The organism is Mycobacterium senriense (assembly GCF_019668465.1).
GTDB classification, from domain to species: domain Bacteria; phylum Actinomycetota; class Actinomycetes; order Mycobacteriales; family Mycobacteriaceae; genus Mycobacterium; species Mycobacterium senriense.
In genome coordinates, this window is the sequence record NZ_AP024828.1 from 3,759,714 (window position 1) to 3,785,474 (window position 25,761).

The 25,761-nt window shown below is 68.2% G+C and carries 18 protein-coding genes; 14 read left to right on the forward strand and 4 right to left on the reverse strand.

Features of this window, described 5'->3' with window-relative positions; all coding sequences use genetic code 11:
• The first annotated feature begins 1 nt into the window (after position 1).
• The 6 genes from MTY59_RS17865 to MTY59_RS17890 all read left to right on the forward strand — a co-directional run bounded on the left by MTY59_RS17865 (position 2) and on the right by MTY59_RS17890 (position 14,090).
• The gene (locus MTY59_RS17865; protein ID WP_221042327.1) at positions 2-6,583 is read left to right on the forward strand and encodes a non-ribosomal peptide synthetase; all 6,582 of its coding nucleotides are present in this window, start codon (positions 2-4) and stop codon (positions 6,581-6,583) included.
• Complete coding sequence (locus tag MTY59_RS17870) at positions 6,580-11,016, forward strand: non-ribosomal peptide synthetase (protein ID WP_221042328.1); 4,437 nt, start codon at positions 6,580-6,582, stop codon at positions 11,014-11,016. The genes MTY59_RS17865 and MTY59_RS17870 overlap by 4 nt, the downstream gene beginning before the upstream one ends.
• The gene (gene mbtG, locus MTY59_RS17875) at positions 11,013-12,299 is read left to right on the forward strand and encodes an NADPH-dependent L-lysine N(6)-monooxygenase MbtG (protein WP_221042329.1); all 1,287 of its coding nucleotides are present in this window, start codon (positions 11,013-11,015) and stop codon (positions 12,297-12,299) included. The genes MTY59_RS17870 and mbtG overlap by 4 nt, the downstream gene beginning before the upstream one ends.
• On the forward strand, positions 12,280-12,495 hold the full coding sequence (locus tag MTY59_RS17880; RefSeq protein ID WP_221042330.1) for an MbtH family protein: 216 nt from the start codon (positions 12,280-12,282) through the stop codon (positions 12,493-12,495). Before mbtG ends, MTY59_RS17880 begins: the two co-directional genes overlap by 20 nt.
• Positions 12,496-12,714: 219 nt before the next feature.
• Entirely contained in the window at positions 12,715-13,251 is a 537-nt protein-coding gene (locus MTY59_RS17885) for an MTB12 family secreted protein (RefSeq protein WP_221042331.1), read from the forward strand.
• Between the two features lie 314 nt (positions 13,252-13,565).
• Positions 13,566-14,090: an MTB12 family secreted protein gene (locus MTY59_RS17890; protein WP_221042332.1), complete on the forward strand. Its 525-nt coding sequence runs from the start codon at positions 13,566-13,568 to the stop codon at positions 14,088-14,090.
• Here the strand turns inward: MTY59_RS17890 and MTY59_RS17895 are convergent.
• The 3 genes from MTY59_RS17895 to MTY59_RS17905 all read right to left on the reverse strand — a co-directional run bounded on the left by MTY59_RS17895 (position 14,084) and on the right by MTY59_RS17905 (position 15,965).
• Positions 14,084-14,980 (reverse strand): sigma-70 family RNA polymerase sigma factor, encoded by an 897-nt coding sequence (locus MTY59_RS17895; RefSeq protein WP_221042333.1) that lies wholly within the window; start codon positions 14,978-14,980, stop codon positions 14,084-14,086. The genes MTY59_RS17890 and MTY59_RS17895 overlap by 7 nt on opposite strands.
• A complete protein-coding gene (locus MTY59_RS17900) occupies positions 14,977-15,573 on the reverse strand; it encodes a carboxymuconolactone decarboxylase family protein (protein WP_221042334.1) in 597 nt (198 codons plus the stop codon). The genes MTY59_RS17895 and MTY59_RS17900 overlap by 4 nt, the downstream gene beginning before the upstream one ends.
• Positions 15,574-15,650: 77 nt before the next feature.
• Positions 15,651-15,965 carry a type II toxin-antitoxin system VapB family antitoxin gene (locus MTY59_RS17905; protein ID WP_007770254.1) on the reverse strand — a complete coding sequence of 105 codons (315 nt, stop codon included), beginning with the start codon at positions 15,963-15,965 and terminating at the stop codon, positions 15,651-15,653.
• Between the two features lie 157 nt (positions 15,966-16,122).
• Here MTY59_RS17905 and hrcA point away from each other — a divergent pair, with 157 nt between their 5' ends.
• From hrcA to era, 8 genes are read left to right on the forward strand one after another with little or no spacing between them, the layout of a single operon-like run.
• On the forward strand, positions 16,123-17,154 hold the full coding sequence (gene hrcA / locus MTY59_RS17910; protein WP_221042335.1) for a heat-inducible transcriptional repressor HrcA: 1,032 nt from the start codon (positions 16,123-16,125) through the stop codon (positions 17,152-17,154).
• A 56-nt stretch (positions 17,155-17,210) separates the two neighbouring features.
• Positions 17,211-18,359, forward strand: a complete 1,149-nt coding sequence (gene dnaJ, locus MTY59_RS17915) for a molecular chaperone DnaJ (protein ID WP_221042336.1) — start codon at positions 17,211-17,213, stop codon at positions 18,357-18,359.
• A 24-nt stretch (positions 18,360-18,383) separates the two neighbouring features.
• Positions 18,384-19,232, forward strand: a complete 849-nt coding sequence (locus MTY59_RS17920; RefSeq protein WP_221042337.1) for a 16S rRNA (uracil(1498)-N(3))-methyltransferase — start codon at positions 18,384-18,386, stop codon at positions 19,230-19,232.
• A 56-nt stretch (positions 19,233-19,288) separates the two neighbouring features.
• Complete coding sequence (locus tag MTY59_RS17925; RefSeq protein ID WP_221042338.1) at positions 19,289-20,347, forward strand: PhoH family protein; 1,059 nt, start codon at positions 19,289-19,291, stop codon at positions 20,345-20,347.
• A gap of 20 nt (positions 20,348-20,367) precedes the next feature.
• Entirely contained in the window at positions 20,368-20,901 is a 534-nt protein-coding gene (ybeY, locus tag MTY59_RS17930) for an rRNA maturation RNase YbeY (protein WP_221042339.1), read from the forward strand.
• Positions 20,898-22,166 carry a hypothetical protein gene (locus MTY59_RS17935; protein ID WP_221042340.1) on the forward strand — a complete coding sequence of 423 codons (1,269 nt, stop codon included), beginning with the start codon at positions 20,898-20,900 and terminating at the stop codon, positions 22,164-22,166. The genes ybeY and MTY59_RS17935 overlap by 4 nt, the downstream gene beginning before the upstream one ends.
• Before the next feature lie 12 nt (positions 22,167-22,178).
• Complete coding sequence (locus MTY59_RS17940; protein ID WP_221042341.1) at positions 22,179-23,489, forward strand: hemolysin family protein; 1,311 nt, start codon at positions 22,179-22,181, stop codon at positions 23,487-23,489.
• Positions 23,482-24,381 carry a GTPase Era gene (era, locus tag MTY59_RS17945; RefSeq protein ID WP_221042342.1) on the forward strand — a complete coding sequence of 300 codons (900 nt, stop codon included), beginning with the start codon at positions 23,482-23,484 and terminating at the stop codon, positions 24,379-24,381. The genes MTY59_RS17940 and era overlap by 8 nt, the downstream gene beginning before the upstream one ends.
• A 209-nt stretch (positions 24,382-24,590) precedes the next feature.
• On the opposite strand, the gene MTY59_RS17950 is transcribed toward era, so the two are convergent.
• A complete protein-coding gene (locus MTY59_RS17950) occupies positions 24,591-25,760 on the reverse strand; it encodes an aminotransferase class I/II-fold pyridoxal phosphate-dependent enzyme (RefSeq protein WP_221042343.1) in 1,170 nt (389 codons plus the stop codon).
• Between the last annotated feature and the right edge of the window lies 1 nt (position 25,761).

Consider the following 25,761-nt stretch of genomic DNA (forward strand, 5'->3'; position numbering starts at 1 on the left):
CGTGACAGACACCACCGGCATCGGCACCCGTCTCGACGATGAGCGGCTGGAACTACTGCGCCGCAAGCTCGCTGAACGAGGCCTGGCCAAGACGACGGGCGCGGCGCCCGTCGCGACCGACGGCGAACCACGCATGTCGGTCGGCCAGCACCGGATGTGGTTCGTGCAGTCCGTCGATCCCGGCAGCGCGCTGCTCAACATCTGCGTCTCCTACCGCCTGTCCGGCACCGTCGACACCGGGCGGCTGCACCGTGCGGTCGACGCCGTCGCCGCGCGACACCCGGTGCTGCATACGACGTACGCCACCGTCGGTGCGGGCGACCCGTACCCGGTGATCCGCGAGGACCTGCGGCCCGAATGGGCCGAACACGACCTGACCGGGTTGACCGATCAGGCGCGCCGGCTACGGTTGGATGTGTTGGCGCAGCGGGACTTTCGCCGGCCATTCGACCTGAGCAAGGATTCACCGCTACGAGTCACGGCGGCACGGCTGGCCGGCGACGAACTCATGCTGCTGATCACCGCGCATCACATCGCCTGGGACGACGGATCATGGGCACCCTTCTTCGCCGATCTGACCCGCGCATACACCGACCCGGCCCAGTTCGCCGATGGGCAAGTGCTCAGGGACGTTGCGGCGGACGCGACCGCCGTTCGTCAGGCGGACCTGGACTACTGGCGGCCGCGGATGGCCGACCTCCCGGAACCCCTCGAGCTGCCCGGGGCCAACGGTTCGGTGGTGCCCAGCACCTGGCGCGCACAGCGCACGTTCGCGCAGTTGTCACCGGACACCGTCGAGCGGGCGACCGCGCTGGCCCGCGAGACCGGCGCCACCCCGTACATGGTGTTGATGGCCGCGTTCGCCGCGCTGGTGCACCGGTATACCCAGTCGACGGACTTCTTGGTGGCGGCCCCGGTGCTCAACCGCGGTTTGGGCACCGAGCATGTCATCGGGTATTACGGCAACACCGTGGTGATCCGGCTGCAGCCGCGGTCGCACCAGACGTTCCGCAAGCTGCTGGCCCAAACCCGCGAGGACGCGGTGGGCGCCTTCGCTCATTCGCGTGCCGACCTGGAGTGGCTGGTGCGCGAGTCGAATCCCGATCGCCGGCATGGCGCGGACCGCATGACCCGGGTGAGCTTCGGGCAACGGGAGCCCGACGGCGCCGGCTTCTGCCCGCCCGGCGTGCGCTGCGAGCGCGGCGAATTGCGCGGCCATTTCAATCAATTGCCGTTGAGCCTGATGGTCGAGCTGGACCGGGCGCCGGACGGCTCAGGCGGCGGCGTGGTCGAGGCCGAGTATCTGGTCGAGGTGTTGGATCAGCAGTTGGTCGAGCAATTGCTGCGTCACTACACCGCCTTGCTGGACGGCCTGCTGTCCGACCCCGACGTGAAGCTGTCGGCGTGCGCGTTGATGAGCGACGAAGACGCCAAGTGGCTGCGCGCGGTGTCGACCGGCGAGGAATTCGTCACCCCGCCGAGCACCTTGCCCGAGCTGGTCAGCCGGAGGGCGGGGCTCACTCCCGATGCCGTCGCCGTGGTCTACGAGGGGCGCGCCTACTCCTACCGGGAAATCGACGAAGAGTCGAACCGGTTGGCGCACTGGCTGGTCGAACACGGGATCGGCACCGAGGATCGCGTCGCGGTGTTGCTGGACAAGTCTCCCGAATTGGTCATCACCGCGCTGGGCGTGCTCAAGGCGGGCGGGGTCTATCTGCCGGTGGATCCCACCTACCCGGAGGACCGGCTGAGCTTCATCCTCGAGGACGCGGACGCGAAACTGGTGCTGCGCGAACCGGTTACCGACGTCGCGCGCTATCCGGCCGGCGCACCCCCCAAGCTGAACCGGCCGCTGAGCCCGCAAAACACCGCCTACCTGATCTACACCTCGGGTTCCACCGGACTGCCCAAGGGCGTTCCGGTGCCGCACGCACCCATCGCGGAGTACTTCGTCTGGTTCGGCGACGAATACCGGATCGACGACACCGATAGGCTGCTGCAGGTCGCCTCGCCCAGCTTCGACGTGTCGATGGGCGAGATCTTCGGCACGCTGATCATGGGCGCCCGCTTGGTGATTCCGCGGCCGGACGGGCTGCGCGACATCGGCTACCTCACCGGCCTGCTGGCCCGCGAGGGCATCACGTCGATGCACTTCGTGCCGTCGCTGCTGGGGCTCTTCCTGTCGCTGCCCGGCGTCAGCCAGTGGCGGACCCTGCGACGCGTGCCCATCGGCGGGGAAGCTCTGCCCGGCGAGATCGCCGACAAGTTCCACGCCACCTTCGACGCGTCGCTGCACAACTTCTACGGACCGACCGAGACGGTGGTGAACTGCACCAGCTACCCGGTCGAGGGCACCCAGGGCACCCGGGTGGTGCCGATCGGTCGACCCAAGATCAACACACAGGTGTATCTGCTCGACAACGCGCTGCAGCCGGTCCCCGTCGGCGTTATAGGTGAGATCTACATCGCCGGAACACATGTCGCGCACGGATATCACCGCAGGCCGCAGTTGACCGCCGAGCGCTTCGTCGCCGACCCGTTCACGCCCGGTGGCCGGATGTACCGTTCCGGTGACCTGGCCCGCCGTAACGCCAACGGCGAGATCGAGTTCGTCGGCCGCGCCGACGAGCAGGTGAAGATCCGCGGTTTCCGCATCGAGCTGGGCGAAATCGCGGCCGCCATCTCGGTCGACCCCAGCGTCGGGCAAGCGGTCGTGCTGGCCATGGACCTGCCCCAGTTGGGCAAGAGCCTGGTCGGATACGTGACGCCGGCCCAGGGCGCCGGCACGGAATCGGTTGACGTCGAGCGCATCCGGGCCCGGGTGGCCGCCGCGCTGCCGGACTACATGACCCCGGCCGGCTACGTGGTGGTCGACGAAATCCCGATCACCGCGCACCAGAAGATCGACCGCGCCGCGCTGCCGCAACCGCAGATCGCGGCCGCCGCCGAATACCGCGACCCCAGCACCCCCACCGAACGGCGCGTCGCGCAACTGTTTTCCGGGTTGCTCGGCCACGAACGGGTGGGCATCGACGACTCGTTCTTCGATCTGGGCGGCCACTCGCTGGTCGCCACCAAACTTGTCACCGCGATCCGCGCGGACTGCGGCGTGGAAATCGGCATCCGCGACGTGTTCGAACTTGCGACGGTCGGGGCGTTGGCCGAGCGGATCGACCATCTGGTTTCGGGCGGACTGACGCGGTCGCGGCCCAGGCTGATCACCACCGCCCATGACCAACCCATGCCGCTGTCGGCGTCGCAGCTGCGCAGCTGGTTCGCCTACCGCGTGGACGGGCCCAGCCGGGTCAACAACATTCCCTTCGCGGCGAAGCTGACCGGGCCGTGGGACATCGATGCGTTGATCGCCGCCATCGGCGATGTCGTTGCCCGGCACGAAATCCTGCGCACCCGCTACGTCGAGCTGGACGGCGTGCCCTATCAGGTCGTTGAACCGGCCGGCGTCGAGGTTACGGTGCGCCGCGAGGAGGGACCCGACGAGGACTGGCTGCAACAGCAACTCGATGTCGAGCGGTGCCACTGCTTCCAACTGGATGCTGAATTGCCGATCCGGGTCGCGGTGCTGCGCACCGAGAACACCTCGGAGCACGTGCTGTCGCTGGTCGTGCACCACATCGCCTCCGACCATTGGTCGGCGGGCGTGCTTTTCTCCGACGTGATGACGGCCTACCGGGCCCGGCGCGGCGGAGAGGCGCCGTCCTGGGCCCCGCTGCGTGTGCAGTACGCCGACTACGCGGCGTGGCAGCGCCAGTTCCTGGGTGACGAGAGCGGCCAGGAGTCCGCCATCGTCGGCGGCCAGCGGGAGTACTGGACCCGTCAGCTGGCCGGGATGCCGGAGGACACCGGGCTGCGGCCGGACTTCCCGCGCCAGCCGGTGCCCAGCGGCGAAGGGGAGTCCGTCGACTTCCAGATCGACTCGGCCACCCGCGCCAAGCTCGGCGAGGTGTGCCGCGAGCTCGGCATCACCGAATTCATGCTGCTGCAAACGGCCGTCGCCGTGGTCTTGCACAAAGCCGGTGGCGGAGTGGACATTCCGCTGGGCACCCCGGTCGCCGGCCGCACCGAAGCCGAGTTGGACCAGCTGATCGGATTCTTCGTCAACATCCTGGTGCTGCGCAACGACATGGACGGCAACCCGACGCTGCGCGAACTCCTGAAGCGGGCCAGGGAGACCGCGCTGGCCGCCTACGCCCACCAGGACCTGCCGTTCGACCGCGTCGTCGACAGCGTCAGCCCGGTGCGCTCACTGTCACGCAACCCGCTGTTCCAGGTCGTCGTGCACGTCCGGGATCACCTGTCCGCCACCCGGGTCATCGAGGCCGCGGCCGCGGGCAGCGGCGAGCAGGACACCGTGTGCACCTCGCTGGACCCCATCTTCGACATGGCGCACGCCGATCTGAGCGTCAACTTCTTCGGCACCGACGGCTCCGGCGACATCGGCTACAACTGCAATGTCATCTACCGCACCGAGCTTTACGCCAGAGCCACCATCGAGCGACTGGCTGGATGGCTGTCCCGGACACTCACCGAGTTCGCCGATGACATCGATCAGACCCTGCGTGACGTTCGGTTGATCGATGCCGCGGAACAGGACCGGATTCTGCAGGACTGGAGCCGCGGCGAGCAGGCGCCGCACGACCGGCCGCGCACCATTCCGGAACTGCTAGAACCCAGCCGGGCGTGGGACACCGACCGCGTCGCGGTGCGCTGCGGCGAGCAGAGCATCGATTATCCTGCGCTGCATCGCCGTTCGGACAACCTGGCCGCGCTGCTCGTCAACAACGGGGTGGGCCCCGGGTCGCTGGTCGGGCTGTCGACCCGGCGGAGCACCGAGCTCGTGGTGGCGCTGGTGGCCATCATGAAAGCCGGCGCCGGCTACTTCCCGATCGATCCCGGATATCCGCTGGCGCGAAAGCAATTCATGCTCGACGACGTGCAACCGCCGGTCGTGGTCGCGACGGTCGAAGCGGTGGGCACCATGCCGCAGGTGCCGGGGGTCGAGCTCATCTCGCTGGACGATCCACAGGTACGCGCGCTGGTCGACAGTGAGGACGTGGATCCGGTGTCGAGGCAGGTGCGACTTCCGCACCCCGATGACCCGATGTACCTGGTATTCACCTCCGGGTCCACCGGCAAGCCGAAAGGTGCGGTGGGAACGCATCGCTCGATGGCTGCGCGGCTCGACTGGCAGCTGCGGCACTACCCGCCGCGAACCGACGATGTTCGACTGGCGCAGGCCTCGATCACCTTCCTCGAAGGCGGCATGGAGATGTTGGCCGGACTGGCGGCCGGCGCGACCATGATCCTGGCCGACGACGCCGAGCACCGCGACCCGGAGGCCCTCGGGGACTTGATGAACCGGTATTCGGTCGCCCAGGTGACCGCGGTGCCCAGCCTGGTGTCGGCGCTGGTGGACAGCCGGCCCGACGCCGTGCGCTCGCTGTCGCGGCTGGTGTGCGGTGGCGAACCGGTGAGCACGGCGCTGCTGCAGCGGCTGGTATCGGTGTGCGCCGGCCAGGACGGCGCCGGCACCGAGCTGCTGAACAACATCGGTTCCACCGAGACCTCCGGCGCCGTGTCCCGCGGGCGGCTGGGTCTGCCGAATCCGCTTGTCGGAAGGCCGGTCCCGGGGGCGCAGGCCTACCTGCTCGACGACGGGCTGCGTCCCGTGCCGGTCGGCGTCGTGGGCGAGTTGTATTACGCCGGTGACCAGCTCGCTCGGGGATATTGGAAACGCCCCGGCCTGACTGCGACGCGGTTCATCGCCAATCCCTATGGTGCCGAGGCGGGTTCGCGGTTATACCGCAGCGGCGACCTGGCCCGGTGGACCAACGACGGTCGGCTGGAATTCGTCGGACGTTCCGACCACCAGGTGCAGGTCCGCGGTTTCCGCGTCGAGCTGGCCGAGGTCGAGGCCGCCCTGGCGGGCGCCGATGGCGTCGCCGCCGCGGCGGCCCGCACGTGGGAGGTGCACGGCGGCACCTCGCTGGCCGGATACGTTGTGCCGCAACGCCCACTCACCGACGACGCCGCGAAGGCGACCTTCGGGGGGGAGGTGCGCGCGGCGATCGCCACGACCCTGCCGGGCTACATGCTGCCGTCATCGCTGACCGTGCTCGACGCACTCCCGAAAACTGAATCGGGGAAGCTGAATCGGCCCGGGCTGCCGCGGCCGGCGGTCAGCACCGGCGGGCAGACCGAACCGACGCGCACCGACACCGAACGGGCGTTGGCCAAGGTGTTCGCGGAACTGCTGTCCACCCCCGACGTCGGGCGCTTCGACGACTTCTTCGCCCTCGGCGGCGACAGCATCCTGTCCGTGCAGCTCGCCTCGCGCGCCCGGGCGGCCGGCCTGGCCGTGAGCCCACGGATGATCTTCGAGAACCCGACAGTGCAGCAGCTGGCCGCCGCGCTCGATGCCTTGGGCGACGAAGGGGCCGTCACCGAACAGGGCGAGCGGCCGGCCGACACCCGTTTCGAGCCGATGAGCACTTCCGGACTGTCCCCCTCGGATCTGGCCGCCGTGACGCAACTCTTCTCATCGTCGCGCGAAGGCACGACATGACCGCTGCCCAAACCGATGTCGCGCCCGACATCGAGGACGTGATGGCGCTGAGCCCGCTGCAGGAGGGCCTGTATTCGCTGACCACACTCGCGGAATTCGCCGACGGTGAAGCGGCGGACGACCCGTACGTCATCGGGATAGCGGCGGATATCTCCGGCGAACTCGATGTCGCACTGTTACGTGAGTGCGCGGAGCAGATGTTGGTGCGGCACCCGAATCTGCGGGCCAGCTTCTTCAGCCGGGGAATCCCGCGACCGGTACAGATCGTGCCGTCCCGCGTCGAGCTGCCCTGGCGACTGGTCGCTGCCGCACCCGACGATGTGCCGGCGCTGGAAACCGGCGAACGCCAACGACCGTTCGGCCTGGAACGCGGGCCGGCCATCCGCTTCCTGTTAATCGAATTGCCCGGCGCGCGCTGGCGTTTGGTGCTCACCGCCCACCACATCGTGATCGACGGATGGTCGTTGCCGGTGTTCGTCAACGAGATGATGATCCTCTATCAGGCCGGCGGCGACCCGTCGGCGCTGCCCGCGGCGCCTCGGCCCTACCGCGACTACATCGGCTGGCTGGCGAGCCGCGACCCGGAAACCAGCCAACGGGTTTGGCGCGAGCACCTGGCCGGGCTGCCGGGCCCCACTCTGCTCGCCGCCTCGCTGGGCTCCATCGAGACGACTGACGGGCAGCAGACGGCGCTGCCCCGCACCACCAAGCTGCGACTGCCGGCCGACGCCACCGGGCGGTTGGTCGAGGACACCCGATCGCGCGGCATCACCGTCAACACCCTGATGCAAATGGCGTGGGCGCTGGTGTTGTCGCGGCTTACCGACACCCGCGACGTGGTTTTCGGGGTCACGGTCTCCGGTCGGCCGCCCGAACTGACCGGCGTCGAGACCATGGTCGGTCTGTTCATCAACACCGTGCCGCTGCGGGTGCGGCTCGACCCGGCCGCGACGGCCGGCGAACAGTGCCGCGCCGTGCAGCGCGACGCGGCGCTGCTGCGCGAGCACAGCCATCTCGGGCATGCCCAACTCCGCGCCCTCGGCGGGGTCGGGGAGATGTTCGACACCCTGCTGGTCTACGAGAACTTCCCGATGGACGGGCTGACCGCGGGTGGCGAATTGACCGCCGGCGGTGCCACTTTCCGACCGTCAGCCCTGCAAACCCTGTCGCATTTCCCGATCGCGATCGCCGCCCACATGGAAGCCGGCGAACTGGTCGTGCTGATCGAAGCGATCGACGGAGCGCTGGGCGCCATTCCCGCCGAAGCATTCGGGCAGCGGGTGCTCACCGCCGCCGAGAGGCTGCTGCAGGACTGGGAGCGTCCGCTGCGCGACGTCAGCGTCCTGCTGGGCGATGAAGCCGACCCGCTGCGGGCCGCCGGTGCGCCAACACCGGTGTCGCGGTTGAGCATTCACGCCCGGTTCGCCGAGGCCGCGGCCCGGACACCGGACAGCCCGGCGGTGAGCTGGGCCGGCGGCACACTGAGCTACCGCGAACTCGATCTTCATGCCACCCGGCTGGCGGCGCGACTCGCCCACCAGGGGGTCAAGTGCGAAACTCCAGTGGGCATCAGGCTGTCCCGCGGCCCGCAATACATCATCGCGATACTCGCCGTGCTCAAGGCCGGCGGCATGTGCGTGCCGATGGAGCCGGGAATGCCCCCCGAACGGGTGGACTCGATCCTGCGCCAGTCGGGCGCGTCGATCGTGTTGGACGAGCAGCTGATCGCGGAGCTGCTGGACGCCGGCGAACCGCACGACGACTTCAACCCCGTCGACGTTCCACCGGCGCAGGCCGCGTATGTCGTGTTCACCTCCGGCACGACGGGAGAACCCAAGGGCGTCATCGGAACCCATGGCGCGGTGGGCGCCTACGCCGACGATCATCTGGACCGCGTATTGCGGCCCGCGGCAAGCAAACTCGGGCGGCCGCTGCGCATTGCCCACGCGTGGTCGTTCGCGTTCGACGCCGCGTGGCAACCGTTGGTCGGCCTGCTCGACGGGCACGGCGTGCATGTCGTCGACGAGCAGACCCAGACCGATGCCGAGGCGCTCGTCGCGCTGATCGCCGCGCACGGCATCGACATGATCGACACTACGCCGTCGATGTTCGCCCAACTGCAGGCTTTCGGGTTGCTGACCGAGGCGCCGCTGACCGTGCTTGCGCTGGGCGGCGAGGCAGTCGGCAGTGCGGCCTGGACCCGGATCCGCAACACCTGCGGCACCTCGTCGATGGCGGCATACAACTGCTACGGACCCACCGAGACCACGGTGGAGGCGGTGGTCGCCGCCATCGCCGAGCACGATGAACCAGCCATCGGACGGCCGACCCGGCACACCCGCGGCTACGTGCTGGATTCCGCGCTGCGCCCGGTGCCGTGCGGGGCGACGGGCGAACTGTATCTGGGCGGTGCCCAGCTGGCCCGTGGTTACCTGGGTCGCGCTCCGGAGACCGCGGCGCGCTTCGTCGCCGACCCGTTTGCGGCGGCCGAACGGATGTATCGCACCGGCGATCTGGTGCGACGGCTGCCCGACGGCTCAGCGCAATACGTGGGCCGCGCCGACGCCCAGGTGAAGATCCGCGGCCACCGCGTCGAACCCGGCGAAATCGCGGCCGCCCTCGAATCGCACCCGGCCGTGCGGCACGCGGGGGTGCTGGTGCAGCAGCGCGGGGCCGTCGCACGGCTCACCGCGTACGTCGCCACCGACTCGGCAGCCGACCGGCCCACGACGGCGAAGCTGCGGGGCATGCTCAGCACCCGGCTGCCGCGCTACATGGTTCCGCAGCGCATCATCCTGGTGGACGAAATCCCGTTGACCCCCAACGGAAAGCTGGACGAGAACGCGCTGGCCGCCTTCGACCACGCCGAGTCGGAGGTCGGGGCGGCGACGCCCGAGACCGCCATGGAATCCGCGCTGGCCGAGCTGCTGGCCGAGCTGCTCGGGCAGCCGCGCGTCGACGTCACCGCGGACTTCCTGCAGCTGGGCCTGGACAGCATCATGGCGTTGTCGGTGGTACAAGCGGCTCGCGCACGCGGAATCGCGCTGCGCGCCAGGCTCATCCTCGAATGCAGCAACGTCCGCGAACTGGCCGGGGCGATCGACTCGGAAACCACGGCCGCCGCCCAGCAGGCGGACACCGAATTTGGACCAATGCCGTTGCTGCCCAACGGCCGATGGCTCTACGAATTCGGCGATCCGCGCCGGCTCGCGCAGACCGAAGCGATCCGGTTGCCCGAGACCCTGCGCCGCGAGCAGTTGGATGCGGCCCTGGCAAGCATCATCGAGGGTCACGAGGTGCTGCACACCCGGGTGGACCGCTCCACCATGACCTTGGTGCCGGTGCCCGCCGCAGACATCGTCGACGTGGTCAAAGAGGTTGAGGTGGTCGGCGATCTGGCCGCGGTGGTAGCCGCCCACGTCGCCGAGGCCGTCGACCGCCTGGATCCCGAACGCGGAAGGCTGCTGTCCGCCGTGTGGTTGCGACCGCCGGCGGGGGAGAGCGTCCTGCTGCTGGCCGCGCACGTCGTCGCGCTGGATCCGGCGTCGTGGCGCGTGATCCTCGGCGAACTCGGTGCCGCGCTGACGGCGTCGGCCACCGGCCACTCGCCGGCGCCCGTCCGCGAGCACACCAGCTATCGCCGCTGGGCGGACGCGCTGACCGCGCGGGCGCATCGGTTGGACACGGTGCGATTCTGGGCGTCCCAACTGGACGGCGACGATCCCGACCTCGGTGCCAGGAGGCTCGATCCGAGCCGCGATCGCGCTCGCGACCTGATCGTCCGCAACGCCGCCACCGACGCCGACGTCACCCGCCGGCTGCTGGAGTCGGGGCTGCCATTGCCCACGCTGCTGATCGCCGCGACCGCGACGACGGTTACGCGCTGGCGCGAGATGCGCGGCCAGGCCACCCCGCCCCCGCTGTTGGCACTCGAAACACACGGCCGCGCGGACGATTTGGTGGACGGGCCGGGCGTACACACCATCGACACCGGCGACACGGTCGGGTTGCTTAGCTCCATCTATCCGGTGCGGCTCGACTCGACGGATCCGCGCGAGGTGGGGAAGAAGTTGGCGGCCATCCCCGGCGATGGACTCGACTACGGGTTGCTGCGCTACTTGCGCGACGACACCGCCGAGCGGCTCGCCGGTTATTCACCACCGCAGCTGCTGCTGAATTATCTCGGCGCCGCGCACACCGGCGGCGGCACCGGACTCCGGCTCGAGCGCGAGCTACTCGCCGGGTCGTCGCCGGTCCCGGAGCCGGAACTGGCGGTGCGCCACGAACTGACCATCGCCGCGCTGGTGCTGAATTATGACGGGGAGCGGGTTCTGGCCGCGCAGTGGCGCGCCCTGCCCGACATTCTCGATGGCGCAGATATTGCTGCGCTGCAAGAACTTTGGGTTGATTCGCTGCGGGAGATGGTGAAATGAGCACAATTGCGATCGTGGGCGCTGGGGCCAAGGCGGTGGCTGTGGCAGCCAAGGCCTTCGCGCTGCGCGAAATGGGCGTCGAGGTTCCCGACGTGGTGGCGGTGGAGCGGATCGGCGTCGCGGCGAACTGGCAGGCCAGCGGCGGCTGGACCGATGGCGCGCATCGGTTGGGTACCAGCCCCGAAAAGGACGTCGGGTTTCCGTACCGCTCGGCGCTGGTGCCGCGCCGCAACGCCGAACTCGACGAGCGGATGACCCGCTACAGCTGGCAGTCCTATCTCATCGCGACGGCCTCGTTCGCGGAGTGGATCGACCGCGGCAGGCCGGCGCCGACGCATCGCCGATGGAGCCAGTACCTGAGTTGGGTCGCGCATCACGTGGGCATGAATGTGGTGCACGGTGGCGTCGAGCGATTGGCGATCACCGGAGACCGCTGGGCGCTGGACACCCACGAGACCACCGTGCACGCCGACGCCTTGATGATCACCGGCCCTGGCCAGGCCGAAAAGTCTTTGCTTCCAGGCAATCCGCGCGTGCTGTCGATCGCCCAGTTCTGGGACCGCGCCGCCAATCACGACCGGATCCATGCGGAGCGGGTGGCCGTGATCGGCGGTGGCGAGACGGCCGCGGCGATGCTCTATGAGCTGTTCCGGCACCGGGTTTCCAGCATCACTGTGATTTCGCCGCAAGCTACGTTGTTCACCCGCGGCGAGGGGTTTTTCGAGAACTCACTGTTCTCCGATCCCACCAACTGGCCGGCCCTGACGCTTGCCGAACGCCGTGATGCGTTGGCGCGCACCGACCGTGGGGTGTTTTCGTCCCACGTGCAGGAAGCGTTGCTGGCCGACGATCGCATCCACCACCTGCGTGGCCGCGTCGCCCACGCGGTGGGCAAGGAGGGGCAGATCCGGTTGACGCTGTCCACCAACCGCGGCAGCGAGAATCTCGAGACGGTACACGGATTTGATCTCGTCATCGACGGTTCCGGCGCTGACTCGCTTTGGTTCGCACCGCTATTCAGCCAGGAAGCCCTTGATCTGTTAGAACTCGCTCTCGGTGGGCCCCTGACTTCGGAGCGGCTGCAGGAGGCGATAGGTTATGACCTGGCCGTCACCGACGTGACACCCAAGTTGTTCCTGCCAAACCTGTCAGGACTCACCCAGGGGCCCGGATTTCCCAACCTGAGCTGCCTTGGGCTGCTATCCGACCGGGTATTGGGATCCACCGTCAGCCCGTCCAAGTATCCCGTGGGGAGGAGACACGATGAGCGCGAACCCGTTTGATGACGACAACGCGACTTTTGTGGTGCTGGTCAACGACGAAGGCCAGCACAGCCTGTGGCCGACTTTCGCTGACACACCGGCCGGCTGGCGGGTGGTGTTCGGTGCGGCCAGTCGCGCGGAATGCCTGCAGTACGTGGAAGAGAACTGGTCGGACATCCGGCCCAAGAGCCTGATCGAGGCGCTCGCCGGGGAGTAGCAGGGTCTGCGGCGGCGAGATTTTTGCCGCTACACACTTACGGCACAGAGCGTGTTTTCGTCCGTAGCGTCCGTAGCGTCGTCGTAACGTGACCGACCTGAGACACAAATTCCCGAGTCACAGGGCACACTTACACCATCTTCAACCATGGAGACGTGTGACCGTGTGCGGCGATCCGCAGGATTTCCGCCACGGTCCATGTGCATCGAAGGGGGACCTGTGAAATCCGTGAAGTCCATTGCCACGGGCGTGGCGGCACTGACCGCCATTGGCGGCGCCGCCGCCGGCGTGGCTTCCATTGCAGCACCGATCGGCCTGGATCAGGTGCAACTGGCTGCGGTCGGCGCGCCACTGCCGCAGGACCCGCCGCCGCCTCCGCCCCCGCCGCCGGGAGCGCCGGGGCAGTTGCCGACGGCGGATCAGTTGGCCAACCTCTGCACGCAGGCCACCGATCCCGGCGTCAACTACCGGGACAAGAACAACCTCGTTGAAAACGGCGTCAGCCAAAACGAGGGTATGGTGGCCGACCACGACCTGCGGAAGGCTTACCGGAACGGGAACTTCCCCGAGCAGTTCAACGTGACGAACATCGCGCCGGCGGGCCCGAATATGGCCCAGGCCGATGTGGCCATCACGGGGCCGAAGTTCGCCGGACCGGTCAACAAGCACCTTGTGTTCGTCAACCAGAACGGAAACTGGGTCTTGCAGCACGACGCGGCGCTTGCTCTGGTGCAGGCGGCGACGGCGACCAACTAAAACAGTTCGGCGACTTCGTCGAGCGACACCGACGTTTCAAGCGAAACCCATGCGCCTCCGTGCGGCGGCGCATGGGTTTCGCCTCTTTCAATGCCCCTGGTACGCAATCACGGTCGCCCCGGTGGCGGACCGAGGCACGTCTTCGCACAGCCGGCGCACAGTTTGCTCTTGTTTGTCCCACATCGGCTCGCCGTAACGTATCGGTGCCGAGGCACGACATACCCAGACGCAACGGGCACGCCTACACCATCTGAGCCGCCACGATAGGCGGGGCGGATTGTGCGTCGAATTTTGTGCCCACCGAAGGGGGAACCATGAAGACCGTCAAGACCCTTGCCACCGCGGTGGCAGCGCTGGCCATCGTCGGGGGCGCCGCCGCCGGCGTGGCTTCCGTCGCGACACCGAGTTCGCTGGCCGCCGGGGTGCGGCTGGCCACCGTCGGTGCGCCGCTTCCGCAGGATCCGCCGCCGGCACAGCCGGTCGCCGGTGCCGACGTGCCGACTCCGGATCAGCTGACAGGCGTGCTCAACAGCCTCGCCGACCCGAACGTGTCGTTCAACAGCAAGGGCAATCTGGTGCAGGGCGGCATCAGTGGCATGGAAGCGCACGTCGCGGACAAGAAGCTGCAGAAGGCCGCCAAGAACGGCGACCTGCCGCTGTCGTTCGACGTCACCAACATCCAGCCGGCCGCGGCGGCCGGTTCGGCGACCGCCGACGTTGCGGTCTCCGGCCCCAAGCTGACGTCGCCGGTCACGCAGAACGTCACCTTCGTCAATCAGGGCGGCTGGGTGCTGTCGCGGTCGTCGGCGATGGAGCTGTTGCAGGCCGCCGGTCAGTGATCGGCGCCCAGCGCGCCCAGGTCTAACCGGGCGATGCGCGCCGGATCCGCGAGTACATCGATCGCTCGAATCCGGCCGTCGCGCACCACGAAACCCATCACGGATGCCGCCCGGCCGGCGATGAAAATCACCGCGCCGGCGGCACCGTTGATGGTCGCGGCACGCGCCTCGCGCTCCGAGCCCGCGTAGCCGCGGGCCAGCTCGGCCACCGCGGCCGCGCCCTCGGCGCGGAAGACGGGCGCGGCGCCGCCGAAATCACCCCGCAGCACCACGTCGGGATGGAGCACCGCGACCAGGCGGTCGAAGTCGCCACTGCGCCCCGCCGCGAAGAAGGCATCGACCACCTCGCGTTGCGCGGCCAACGTGCCGTCGGGAACCGGATCGGCCTGCTCGATCCGGCGTCGTGCCCGGCTGGCCAGCTTGCGGGCCGACTGCGGCGTCCGGTCGACGATCGGCGCGATCTGATCGAACGGCACGGTGAAGACGTCGTGCAGGACGAACGCCAGCCGCTCGGCCGGCGGCAACGTGTCCAGCACCACGAACAGCGCCAGCCCCACCGCGTCGGCCAACATCGCGCGGTGCTCGGGGTCGAATTCACCCTCTGCGTCCACGATCGGATCCGGCAGGTGACCGATCAGTTCATCGCCGCCGTGAGTCCGGCGGTCGCGCAACATGTTCAGACAGATGCGTGCCACCACCGTGGTCAGCCAGGCGTCCAGGTTGGCGATGCCCTCCCCGCCGCCCGATTCGGCGCTGCGGCTCAACCGCAGCCACGCCTCCTGCACCGCGTCCTGGGCGTCGTCGATCGAGCCCAGCATGCGGTAGGCGATGGCGCCCAGCTGCGGGCGGGCCGCCTCGAAGCGCGCCGCCAGTGCCCCCTGCGCCGTCACGGCCGATCGGTCTCAGGCAAGGCGCACACCCGGTCACCGGAAAAACCCGACGACCCGATGTCGAGCGCGATGTTGAAACGGGCCCGAAGGTTGCCCAGCGTGATCACGTGGGTCAGGCCGACGAGCTGGGCGGCGTCGAAATGCGTGCGCAGCGCGTCGAACAGTTCATCGCTCACCTCGACCGGGGTGCGGCTGATCGCGGTGGCGTACCGCAGGATCAGCTTGTCGACGTCGGAGAAGCACGGCGCGTTCTGATAATCGGAGAGGGCCAACAGCTCTTCGTCGCTCATGCCCCAGCGGCGCGCGATCTGTGAGCCGAGGTCGATGCAGTATTCGCAGCGCACCGTCGTCGCCGCTTTGAGCTCGGCCAGCGCCCGCTGGCGGGGACTGAGGACGTCCAGCTTGGACTCGGCCTGCTCCAACTTGCCGTAGGCGTTGAGCAACCGCGGGATGTGCGCATACATCCGCAGCGGTTCCAGCATCCCCGCGGTTTCCAGCCCGGTCATCTGCGCGAGCTTGCGCTTGGTGAAAAAGAAAGCGATCTTGGCGCCGAGGCCGGCGTCGCGGTCGGAGACTCCTTGCAGCCGTGGCATGGCGATCCTCCTGGCAAGTTGTGTTGTTAACCAACGTCCTTACTAGGTCGACACGCGGCGAGGTCCGAACGTGACAATTACCCGGGCGCGCCCAGCGGCATATCCATGTCGTACACGCGGGCGTGCAGCACGGTGCGGTTCCGCAGCGCGGCGCGCACCGCACGATGCAGGCCGTCTTCGAGATAGGTGATGCCCTTCCACCGCACCGCGTGCGGGAAGAGATCGCCGTAGAAGGTGGAGTCCTCGGAGAGCAGGCGGTCCAGCGCGAGCACCGTTGTGGTGGTGACCAATTCGTCGAGCCGGATCTGCTGCGGCGGTATCTGGGACCAATCCCGGTAGGACAGGTTGTGTTCGGGATACGGCTTGCCGTCGCGTACGCCCTTGAAAATCATCGGCCGACCTTTCCCGACTCATTGCTGCGGCCCGACCGGTTCATTCTGGAAAGGCTAGCCGGGGCGACTTTCGTCAGCACCGATGCGTGCGCAGAAAGTCGTCCGAGCGCTCGTAAAATGAATTCGGTCAAGGCGGTATCGAAGGAGGTGGCAGCCGGTGGGAAGTGCCGATGACCGTCGGTTCGAGGTGCTCCGTGCCATCGTCGCGGATTTCGTCGCCACCAAAGAACCGATCGGTTCCAAGGCGTTGGTGGAGCGCCATAATCTGGGCGTCTCGTCCGCCACCGTCCGCAACGACATGGCGGTGCTCGAGGCCGAGGGCTACATCGCTCAGCCGCACACCAGCTCCGGACGCGTGCCCACCGAGAAGGGCTACCGCGAATTCGTCGACCGGCTCGATGACGTCAAGCCGCTGTCCTCGGCCGAGCGGAGCGCGATCCTGAGCTTCCTCGAGTCCGGGGTCGACCTCGATGACGTGCTGCGCCGGGCGGTGCGGCTGCTCGCGCAACTCACCCGGCAGGTGGCCGTGGTGCAGTACCCCACGCTGTCGTCGTCAACCGTGCGTCACCTGGAGGTCATCGCCCTGACCCCGGCCCGGCTCCTGATGGTCGTCATCACCGACTCCGGCCGGGTCGACCAGCGGGTCGTCGAACTCGGTGACGTCATCGACGACCACGAACTTTCTCAGCTGCGGGAGATGCTCGGCCAGGCGCTGGTCGGCAAGAAGCTGTCGGCCGCCTCGGTCGCGGTGGCCGACCTGGCCGGACAGCTGCGCAGCCCCGACGGCCTTGGTGACGCCGTCGGCCGGTCGGCGACGGTGTTGCTGGAATCCCTCGTCGAACACACCGAAGAGCGCTTGTTGCTGGGCGGTACGGCCAACCTGACCCGTAACGCGGCCGATTTCGGTGGCTCGTTGCGCTCCATCCTGGAGGCGCTGGAGGAGCAGGTGGTGGTGTTGCGGTTGCTGGCCGCCCAACAGGAAGCCGGTAAGGTTACGGTGCGCATCGGCCATGAGACGGCCGCCGAACAGATATTGGGCACCTCCGTGGTGACCACCGCCTACGGCACCTCCGACACCGTTTACGGGGGAATGGGTGTGCTGGGGCCCACCCGGATGGACTATCCGGGAACTATCGCCAGCGTTGCTGCGGTTGCTCTTTATATCGGCGAAGTCCTGGGTGCTCGATGAACGCGCACCCGCAGGGTGGGTAGGCGCGGGAAAGACCAGGTATAGGAGAGTCAAGCGTGGCACGCGATTACTACGGGATGCTCGGCGTGGGCAGAAACGCCAGCGACGCGGAGATCAAGCGCGCGTATCGCAAGCTGGCGCGCGAACTGCATCCGGACGTCAACCCCGACGAGGCCGCGCAGGCGAAATTCAAGGAGATCAGCGTCGCCTATGAGGTGCTGAGCGACCCCGAGAAGCGGCGGGTCGTCGACCTTGGCGGGGATCCGATGGAGAACGCCGCCGCCGCGGGCGGTGGTTTCGGCGCCGGATTCGGCGGGCTGGGCGACGTGTTCGAGGCCTTCTTCGGCGGCGGCTTCAGCGGCGGCACGACCTCCCGCGGCCCCATCGGACGGGTGCGGCCGGGCTCGGACTCGCTGCTGCGGATGCGGCTCGACCTCGAGGAATGCGCCACCGGCGTCACCAAGCAGGTCACCGTCGACACCGCGGTGCTGTGCGACCGATGCCAGGGCAAGGGCACCAACGGCGATTCGGCGCCGGTGCCGTGCGACACCTGCGGTGGCCGCGGCGAGGTCCAGACGGTGCAGCGCTCGCTGCTGGGCCAGGTGATGACCTCTCGGCCGTGCCCGACCTGCCGTGGCGTCGGCGTCGTCATCCCCGACCCGTGCCACCAGTGCATGGGTGACGGCCGGGTGCGGGCCCGCCGTGAGATCAGCGTCAAGATTCCCGCCGGTGTCGGCGACGGCATGCGCGTGCGGCTCGCGGCCCAGGGTGAGGTCGGGCCCGGCGGCGGCCCCGCCGGGGACCTTTATGTGGAGGTACACGAACAGCCCCACGACGTCTTCGTCCGCGAAGGCGACGACCTGCACTGCACCGTCTCGGTGCCGATGGTCGACGCGGCGCTGGGCGCCACCGTCACCGTCGACGCCATTCTGGACGGCGTCAGCGAGATCACCATCCCGCCCGGCACCCAACCGGCATCGGTCATCACGCTGCGCGGCCACGGCATGCCGCACCTGCGGTCCGGCACCCGGGGCGATCTGCACGTGCACGTCGAGGTCGTGGTTCCGGCCCGGTTGGATCACCGCGACACCGAATTGCTGCGCGAGCTCAAGATGCGCCGCAGCCGCGACGTACCCGAGGTCCGCTCGACCCACGCCGGCGGCGGCCTGTTCAGCCGGCTCCGCGAAACCTTCACCGGACGCTAGTCGGGAGCCTGAGAAGGCGCGCACATGGTCGCGACCCTGTTCTACCTCGACGCTCTGCCGCAGCCCGGCTCGCTCGCCGTGCTGGGCGGTGACGAGGGCTTTCACGCCGCCACCGTGCGGCGGATCCGTCCCGGCGAGCGGCTCGTGCTGGGCGACGGCGCCGGAGCTTTGGCCCACTGCGAGGTGGAGCACGCCGGGCGCGACGGGCTGCGCGCGCGGGTGCTTGAGCGCTGGAGCGTCCCGCCCGGATCGCCGGCTGTGACGGTCGTGCAGGCGCTGCCCAAGTCGGAGCGTTCGGAGCTGGCCATCGAGCTGGCCACCGAAGCCGGCGCCGACGCGTTCCTGGCGTGGCAGGCCGCGCGGTGCGTGGCCAACTGGCAGGGCAACCGGGTCGACAAGGGGCTGCGCCGGTGGCGCGCAGTCGTCCGTTCTGCGGCCCGGCAATCCCGACGGGCGCACATCCCACCGGTCGACGGCGTGCTGTCCACCGCGGAGCTGACGCGGCGGATCCGTGACGAGGTGGCCGCCGGCGCGACGGCGCTGGCCCTGCACGAGTCGGCCACCCAACGACTCGCGGACATCGAGCTTTCACAAGCGAAATCACTACTGCTCGTCGTCGGCCCCGAAGGTGGGATCGCCGACGACGAGATGGCGGCGCTGTCCGACGCGGGCGCGGCGGCGGTGCGGCTCGGTCCCCAGGTGCTGCGGACGTCGACCGCCGCGGCGGTGGCCCTGGGCGCGCTCGGCGTGCTGACCCCGCGCTGGGACCGGCGTGGCGACATCCCGGCAAACGGCCTCACGCTGCAGGTTCGCGACACCGGTCCGTCGTCGAGTACGTTGCTGAACGCTGACCATCCCGGGCCCTCGGCGTAGACTGAGACGGCCCAGCAACCCACCGACAAGCCGAGAAAGCAGGCATCGAGAGCCACGTGACGCCCCGCGAGACCAGCGCTGCTGACGCAGCCGGAGCCGTCCCGGCCACCGCTCAGGTTCGCAGCAGCATCGACGTTCCGCCCGATGTCGTCATGGGCCTGTTGGGTTCGGCGGACCAGAACCTGCGGGCACTGGAGCGCAGCCTGAATGCCGATCTGCACGTGCGTGGCAATGCGGTCACCGTGGCGGGCGAGCCCGCCGATGTCGCGCTCGCCGAGCGGGTGATCTCCGAGCTGGTGGCCATCGTCGCCGGGGGTCAGTCGTTGACCCCGGAGGTGGTTCGGCACAGCGTCGCCATGCTGGCCGGCACCGACAACGAGTCACCGGCCGAAGTCCTCACGCTGGACATCCTGTCGCGGCGCGGAAAGACGATCCGGCCCAAGACGCTCAACCAGAAGCGCTACGTCGACGCCATCGACGCCAACACCATCGTCTTCGGGGTCGGCCCGGCGGGTACCGGCAAGACCTATCTGGCGATGGCCAAGGCGGTCAACGCCCTGCAGACCAAACAGGTCAGCCGCATCATCTTGACCCGCCCGGCCGTGGAAGCCGGTGAGCGCCTTGGCTTTTTGCCCGGCACGCTCAGCGAGAAGATCGATCCGTATCTGCGGCCGTTGTATGACGCGCTGTACGAGATGATGGATCCCGAGCTGATCCCCAAATTGATGACCGCCGGGGTCATCGAGGTGGCGCCGCTGGCCTACATGCGCGGCCGCACCCTCAATTCCGCGTTCATCGTTCTCGACGAGGCGCAGAACACCACCGCCGAGCAGATGAAGATGTTCCTCACCCGACTCGGCTTCGGATCGAAGATCGTTGTCACCGGCGACATCACGCAGGTCGATCTGCCGGGCGGCGCCAAGTCGGGCCTGCGCTCGGCGATGGAAATCCTGGACAGCGTGGAGGACATTCACGTGGCCGAGTTGACCAGCGTGGACGTGGTTCGCCACCGGCTGGTCTCGGAGATCGTCGACGCCTATGCGAAGTTTGAAGAGCCCGGTCTGACGATGAATCGGGCGTCGCGGCGGGCGACGGGCTCGCGCGGTCGTCGATGATGGTGCGGTGAGCGGGTTTTATGAGCATTGAGGTATCCAACGAATCGGGTATCGACGTCTCCGAAGCCGAGCTGATCAGCGTTGCGCGGTTCGTCATCGCCAAAATGGACGTCAACCCGGCGGCCGAGCTGTCGATGGTGCTGCTGGACACCGCCGCGATGGCCGACCTGCACATGCGCTGGATGGATCTGCCCGGCCCGACCGACGTGATGAGTTTTCCGATGGACGAGCTCGAGCCGGGTGGACGCCCGGACGCCCCCGAGCCGGGCGCCTCGATGCTGGGCGACATCGTGCTGTGCCCGGAATTCGCGGCCGGCCAGGCCGCCTCGGCGGGGCACAGCCTGGGGCACGAGCTGGCTTTGCTGACCATCCACGGCGTGCTTCACCTGATCGGCTACGACCACGGCGAGCCGGACGAGGAGAAGGAGATGTTCGCCCTGCAGGACCGGCTGCTCGAAGAGTGGGTCGCCGATCAGGTCGAGGCCTACCGCCAGGACCGCCAGGAGGAGCGGGACCGCCGATTGCTCGACAAGTCAAGGTATTTCGACAATTGAGGGCGCTCAAGATTTTGGCGGCAGCCGCCATCGCGTTCGCGCCGTTGTCGGTGTTGGTCACCACCACCGCCCCGGTGGCGCGGGCGGCCCCGTGTGCCGGAGCGGGATCCAACCCCGTCTCCTGCCAGCACTGCATGTTCTACGTGAACGCCTATCACACGGCGAACGTGTGCAACGAGGACCGCCGCGGGGTGCAGGGGCCCCCGAGCAACGCGCCGACGCAGGCCCCGGAAGTCCCCATTCCGGTGTACGAGCCGCCGCCGATGCCGCCGCCGGCGCAAAACCCGCTGGTTCTCCCGCCGCCCAACTCGGGTCAGAACGTGCCGGTGCTGGAGATCCCTCCGCCGGGCCCCGACGCTCCGCGCAACGCCCCGGTGGTGGCACCGCCGCGCGGGCTGGATGCGCCGTCGCTGGCGATCGCGGCGGCCAAGGCCGCGCCGGTGACGCGCGTCGACCCCGCCAACCCGCCGAAGCCGCCAACCCAGATCGATTTCAATCAGCAGGTGCAGAACGTCGTCAGTTCGCATCGGGAGAACGTCGACGTCCTCAAGGTTGACGACCAGAAGTTCGTCCGTCCGCGCCATTGGGACTACCTCGACTACGACGACGTCTACCGCCGACCGACCATCTACAACCCGCTCAATCAGCCGATCACGTTCCGCTACTTCTACAACGGCGCCTACCAACAGGCGTATCTGCCGCGCGGAGCGCGGATGGTGCTCGACGCGACGGCCGTCGGCGTGGTGCCGTTCACCGCGGTCGGCGACAGCTATGTGGCGGCCGGCAGCTTCTACGGCGGGGGGTCCATACCGCTGAACGGGTACAACGGCCCGCCGCCACCCGATTACAAGCCGCCGGCGCCCCCGAAGCTGTACGAGAACGTCACCGTATTCGTCCCCGCCAAGGGCGAGACCGTCGAGGTGGGCCACGTGTCGGTGGTGGGTCACGACGGCAGCCAACCCGCGGGCGGCCAGGACACCTTCCTGCTCGACGACTCCACCCTGGCCTGGGGGCAGACCGACAATTCCACTAGCGCCCCCGCCCAGATCCGGGTGATCAAGACCCAGCCGACGCCGGGCGTCGGCCCGACCGACGATGGCAGCTTCTTGGTGCTGCTCGCCGTCCACCATCAGGAGCCCGGTCAACCCAACCAATCCGGCTGGACCTTGGCGCTGCGCTACGGTGGATTCGCGGTCGTGGTGTGCCTGATCGCCTGGCTGCTCGCTCGCCGGAGCCGGACCGAGGAGCAGGACGCTGACACCTAGGTATGTCGACCATTGACGGGCTGGTCTGAGCTGCTCGGCGCAGTCGCGCTGATTGCGCTGGGCGGACTGTTCGCGGCGATCGATGCGGCCATCAGCACGGTGTCGCTGGCCCGGGTGCAGGAGTTGGTGCGCGACGAGCGACCCGGCGCGGTGGCGTTGTCCAAGGTGATGTCGGAGCGGCCGCGCTACATCAACCTGGTGGTGCTGCTGCGGATCACCTGCGAGATCACCGCGACCGTCCTGCTCGTGGTGTTCCTCTACGACAACTTCGGGCTGCGCTGGGGATTGTTCGGCGCCGCGACCATCATGGTGGTGACCAGCTTCGTCGTCATGGGGGTGGGGCCGCGCACCCTCGGCCGGCAGAACGCCTACTCCATCGCGTTGACGACAGTGCTTCCGCTGCAGGCGATCTCGTGGCTGTTGATGCCGATCAGCCGGTTGTTGGTGGTGCTGGGTAACGCGGTCACCCCCGGGCGCGGCCTGCGGAACGGGCCGTTCGCCTCCGAGATCGAGCTGCGCGAGGTCGTCGACCTGGCCCAGCAGCGCGGCGTGGTCGCCGCGGAAGAGCGCCGGATGATCCAGTCGGTCTTCGAACTTGGTGACACCCCGGCCCGTGAGGTGATGGTGCCGCGCACCGAGATGATCTGGATCGAAAGCGACAAGTTCGCCAGCCAGGCCATCAACCTGGCGGTGCGCAGCGGGCATTCCCGCATCCCGGTAATCGGCGAGAACGTCGACGACATCGTTGGCGTCGTGTACTTGAAAGACCTGGTCCAGCAGACGGTTTTATCCGGTGACGGCGGCCGGACCCCGCCGGTGTCGAAGGTGATGCGGCCTGCGGTCTTCGTGCCCGACTCCAAACCCCTGGACTCGCTGCTGCGGGAAATGCAGCGCGACCGCAACCACATGGCGCTGCTCGTCGACGAGTACGGCGCGATCGCCGGCCTGGTCAGCATCGAAGACGTGCTCGAAGAAATCGTCGGCGAGATCGCCGACGAGTACGACCAGGCGGAGACGGCGCCGATAGAAGAACTGGGCGACAAGCACTTCCGGGTGTCGGCGCGGCTGCCGATCGAGGACCTGGGCGAGCTGTATGACGTCGAATTCGACGACGATCTCGACGTCGACACCGTCGGCGGCCTGCTCGCCCTGGAACTGGGCCGGGTTCCGCTGCCGGGCGCCGAGGTGGTGTCACACGGTCTGCGGCTGCAGGCCGAGGGCGGCACCGATCACCGGGGCAGGGTACGGATCAACACCGTCCTGCTCAGCCCGATCGAATCCGACGGTTCATCCGATCGCGAGGACTACGAACAGCATGACTGAATTCCGTTCCGGCTTCGTATGTTTCGTCGGCCGTCCCAACACCGGGAAATCGACACTGACGAACGCGCTCGTCGGGACCAAGGTCGCGATCACCTCGGTGCGGCCACAGACCACCCGGCACACCATCCGCGGCATCGTGCACCGGGACGACTTCCAGATCATCCTGGTCGACACGCCAGGTCTGCACCGGCCGCGCACCCTGCTCGGCAAGCGGCTCAATGACCTTGTGCGCGACACCTATTCCGAAGTCGACGTGATCGGGCTGTGCATCCCGGCGGATGAGGCGATCGGTCCGGGAGACCGGTGGATCGTCGAACAGATCCGCGCGACCGCGCCTAAGACGACCTTGGTCGCCATCGTCACCAAGATCGACAAGACGCCCAGGGACCGGGTGGCCGCGCAGTTGGTGGCGGTCAGCGAGTTGGTCGGTGACGCCGCCGAAATCGTGCCGGTGTCGGCGGTGACCGGCGCGCAGGTCGACATCTTGATCGACGTGCTGGCCGCCGCGCTGCCGCCCGGCCCGGCGTACTACCCCGACGGCGAGCTGACCGACGAACCCGAAGAGGTCTTGATGGCCGAGCTGATCCGGGAGGCGGCACTGGAGGGCGTTCGCGACGAATTGCCGCACTCGCTCGCGGTGGTCATCGACGAAGTCAGTCCGCGGGAGGATCGCGACGACCTGATCGACGTGCACGCCCTGCTCTACGTCGAACGCGACAGCCAGAAGGGGATCATCATCGGCAAGGGTGGTGCCCGGCTGCGGGAGGTCGGTACCGCCGCGCGCGCCCAGATCGAGAAACTGCTGGGCACCAAGATTTATCTCGACCTGCGCGTCAAGGTCGCCAAGAACTGGCAGAGCGACCCCAAACAGCTTGGCCGACTAGGTTTTTAGCGATCACCGCCTGACCGGCGCACGCTGCCCGCGCACGCTGCCCGGCGCACTTTCCACGGGCGCACGCCCGGCGCACTTTCCGTCGCCGCACGCCCGACTAATAGGTGAGTTTCATTCGCGCTAGCGCCGGTGCTAGCGCATATGGGAAAGGCCATATGCCAGGCAGAGGCTACGCAAGTGGCTCGTGTGACTTGCGGAGGGTCGACTCGTCAGGCCAGCACCCGGATGGTCTGCAACGACTGGTCGGCCGCGTCGGGCAGGTTCATGCCGGCGTTGACGCCCGAGCACAGGTAGTCCAGCACAGCATCGTTGAGACGTTCGCCGGGGACGACGGCGGGAATGCCCGGGGGATAGGGCGTGATTTGTTCGGCGGCGATCCGCCCGCCGGCGCTCTGGGTGGGTATCGCCTCGACCTGCCCGAAGAACGCATCCCGCGGCAGCTCGACGGTTTCCAGTTGCAGGTCCGCCGGCGAAGGCAGCGCGATGCGCGGCGCCGGCTCGAAATCGTTGGCCGCGGTTCGCCATGCCCGCAGCGCATCGGTGAGACGTCCCAGGGTTTCCTTGTCGTCGGCCATGGACAAGGTGGCCAGAATGCGACGGTGATCGCTCATGCCCAGATCGATGTGCGCGTTCGCGCGCAACCAGTCGGCGGCCTGGTAACCCGATGTGCCCGTGGCCGATACGTCGATCAGCACCTGCATCCTGTCCAGGTCGTGGGAGGCCTGCACGCCGAGCAGTTCCTCGTCGAGTACCTCCACGTCCGGAATGAGTTCGATCTCCTCGGGCGCCTGCCGTGTCAAATCCAACGCGGCGCCGAGTAATTCGTGACCATGCTGCACCATCTGCCGGCGCCACCCGTCCATGGCCGCATACAACAGCACGCTGGGGCTGGTCGTCATCAGCAGATCAGCGCAACCCGAAAGGCGGTCCCGATCGATCAGGTCGCCCTGCACGTGGAACACCGAGCCCTGCTCGAAACCCGCGCCCATCTTGTGCACGCTCACCACACAGACGTCCGCGCCCGCATCCATCGCCCAGGTCGGCAGGTCCTCGTGAAACGGCAGGTGCGCTCCCCACGCCTCGTCCAGGATCAATGGCTTTCCCCGCCGGTGGCACACCTCGGCGATGTCGGCGATGTCGGCGCCCACGGCCTCGGCCATCAGGTCTTCGGCGCGCTCGAGGTATCCGTTGCTGGTTCTGCGGTCATCCAGGCCACCGCTGGCCAGCAAGTCGTCCAGGAACGGCTCGCGGCCCAGGACCGCCAGGACCCGGTCGTCGGCGCCGCGGCCTTGCCGGTGGCCCGGCGGGGTGAACCCGTACCGGTTCTTGTCGCGATAATCGGCCAGCGCATCGAGCAGGGGAGCGGTCGACTGGTCCACG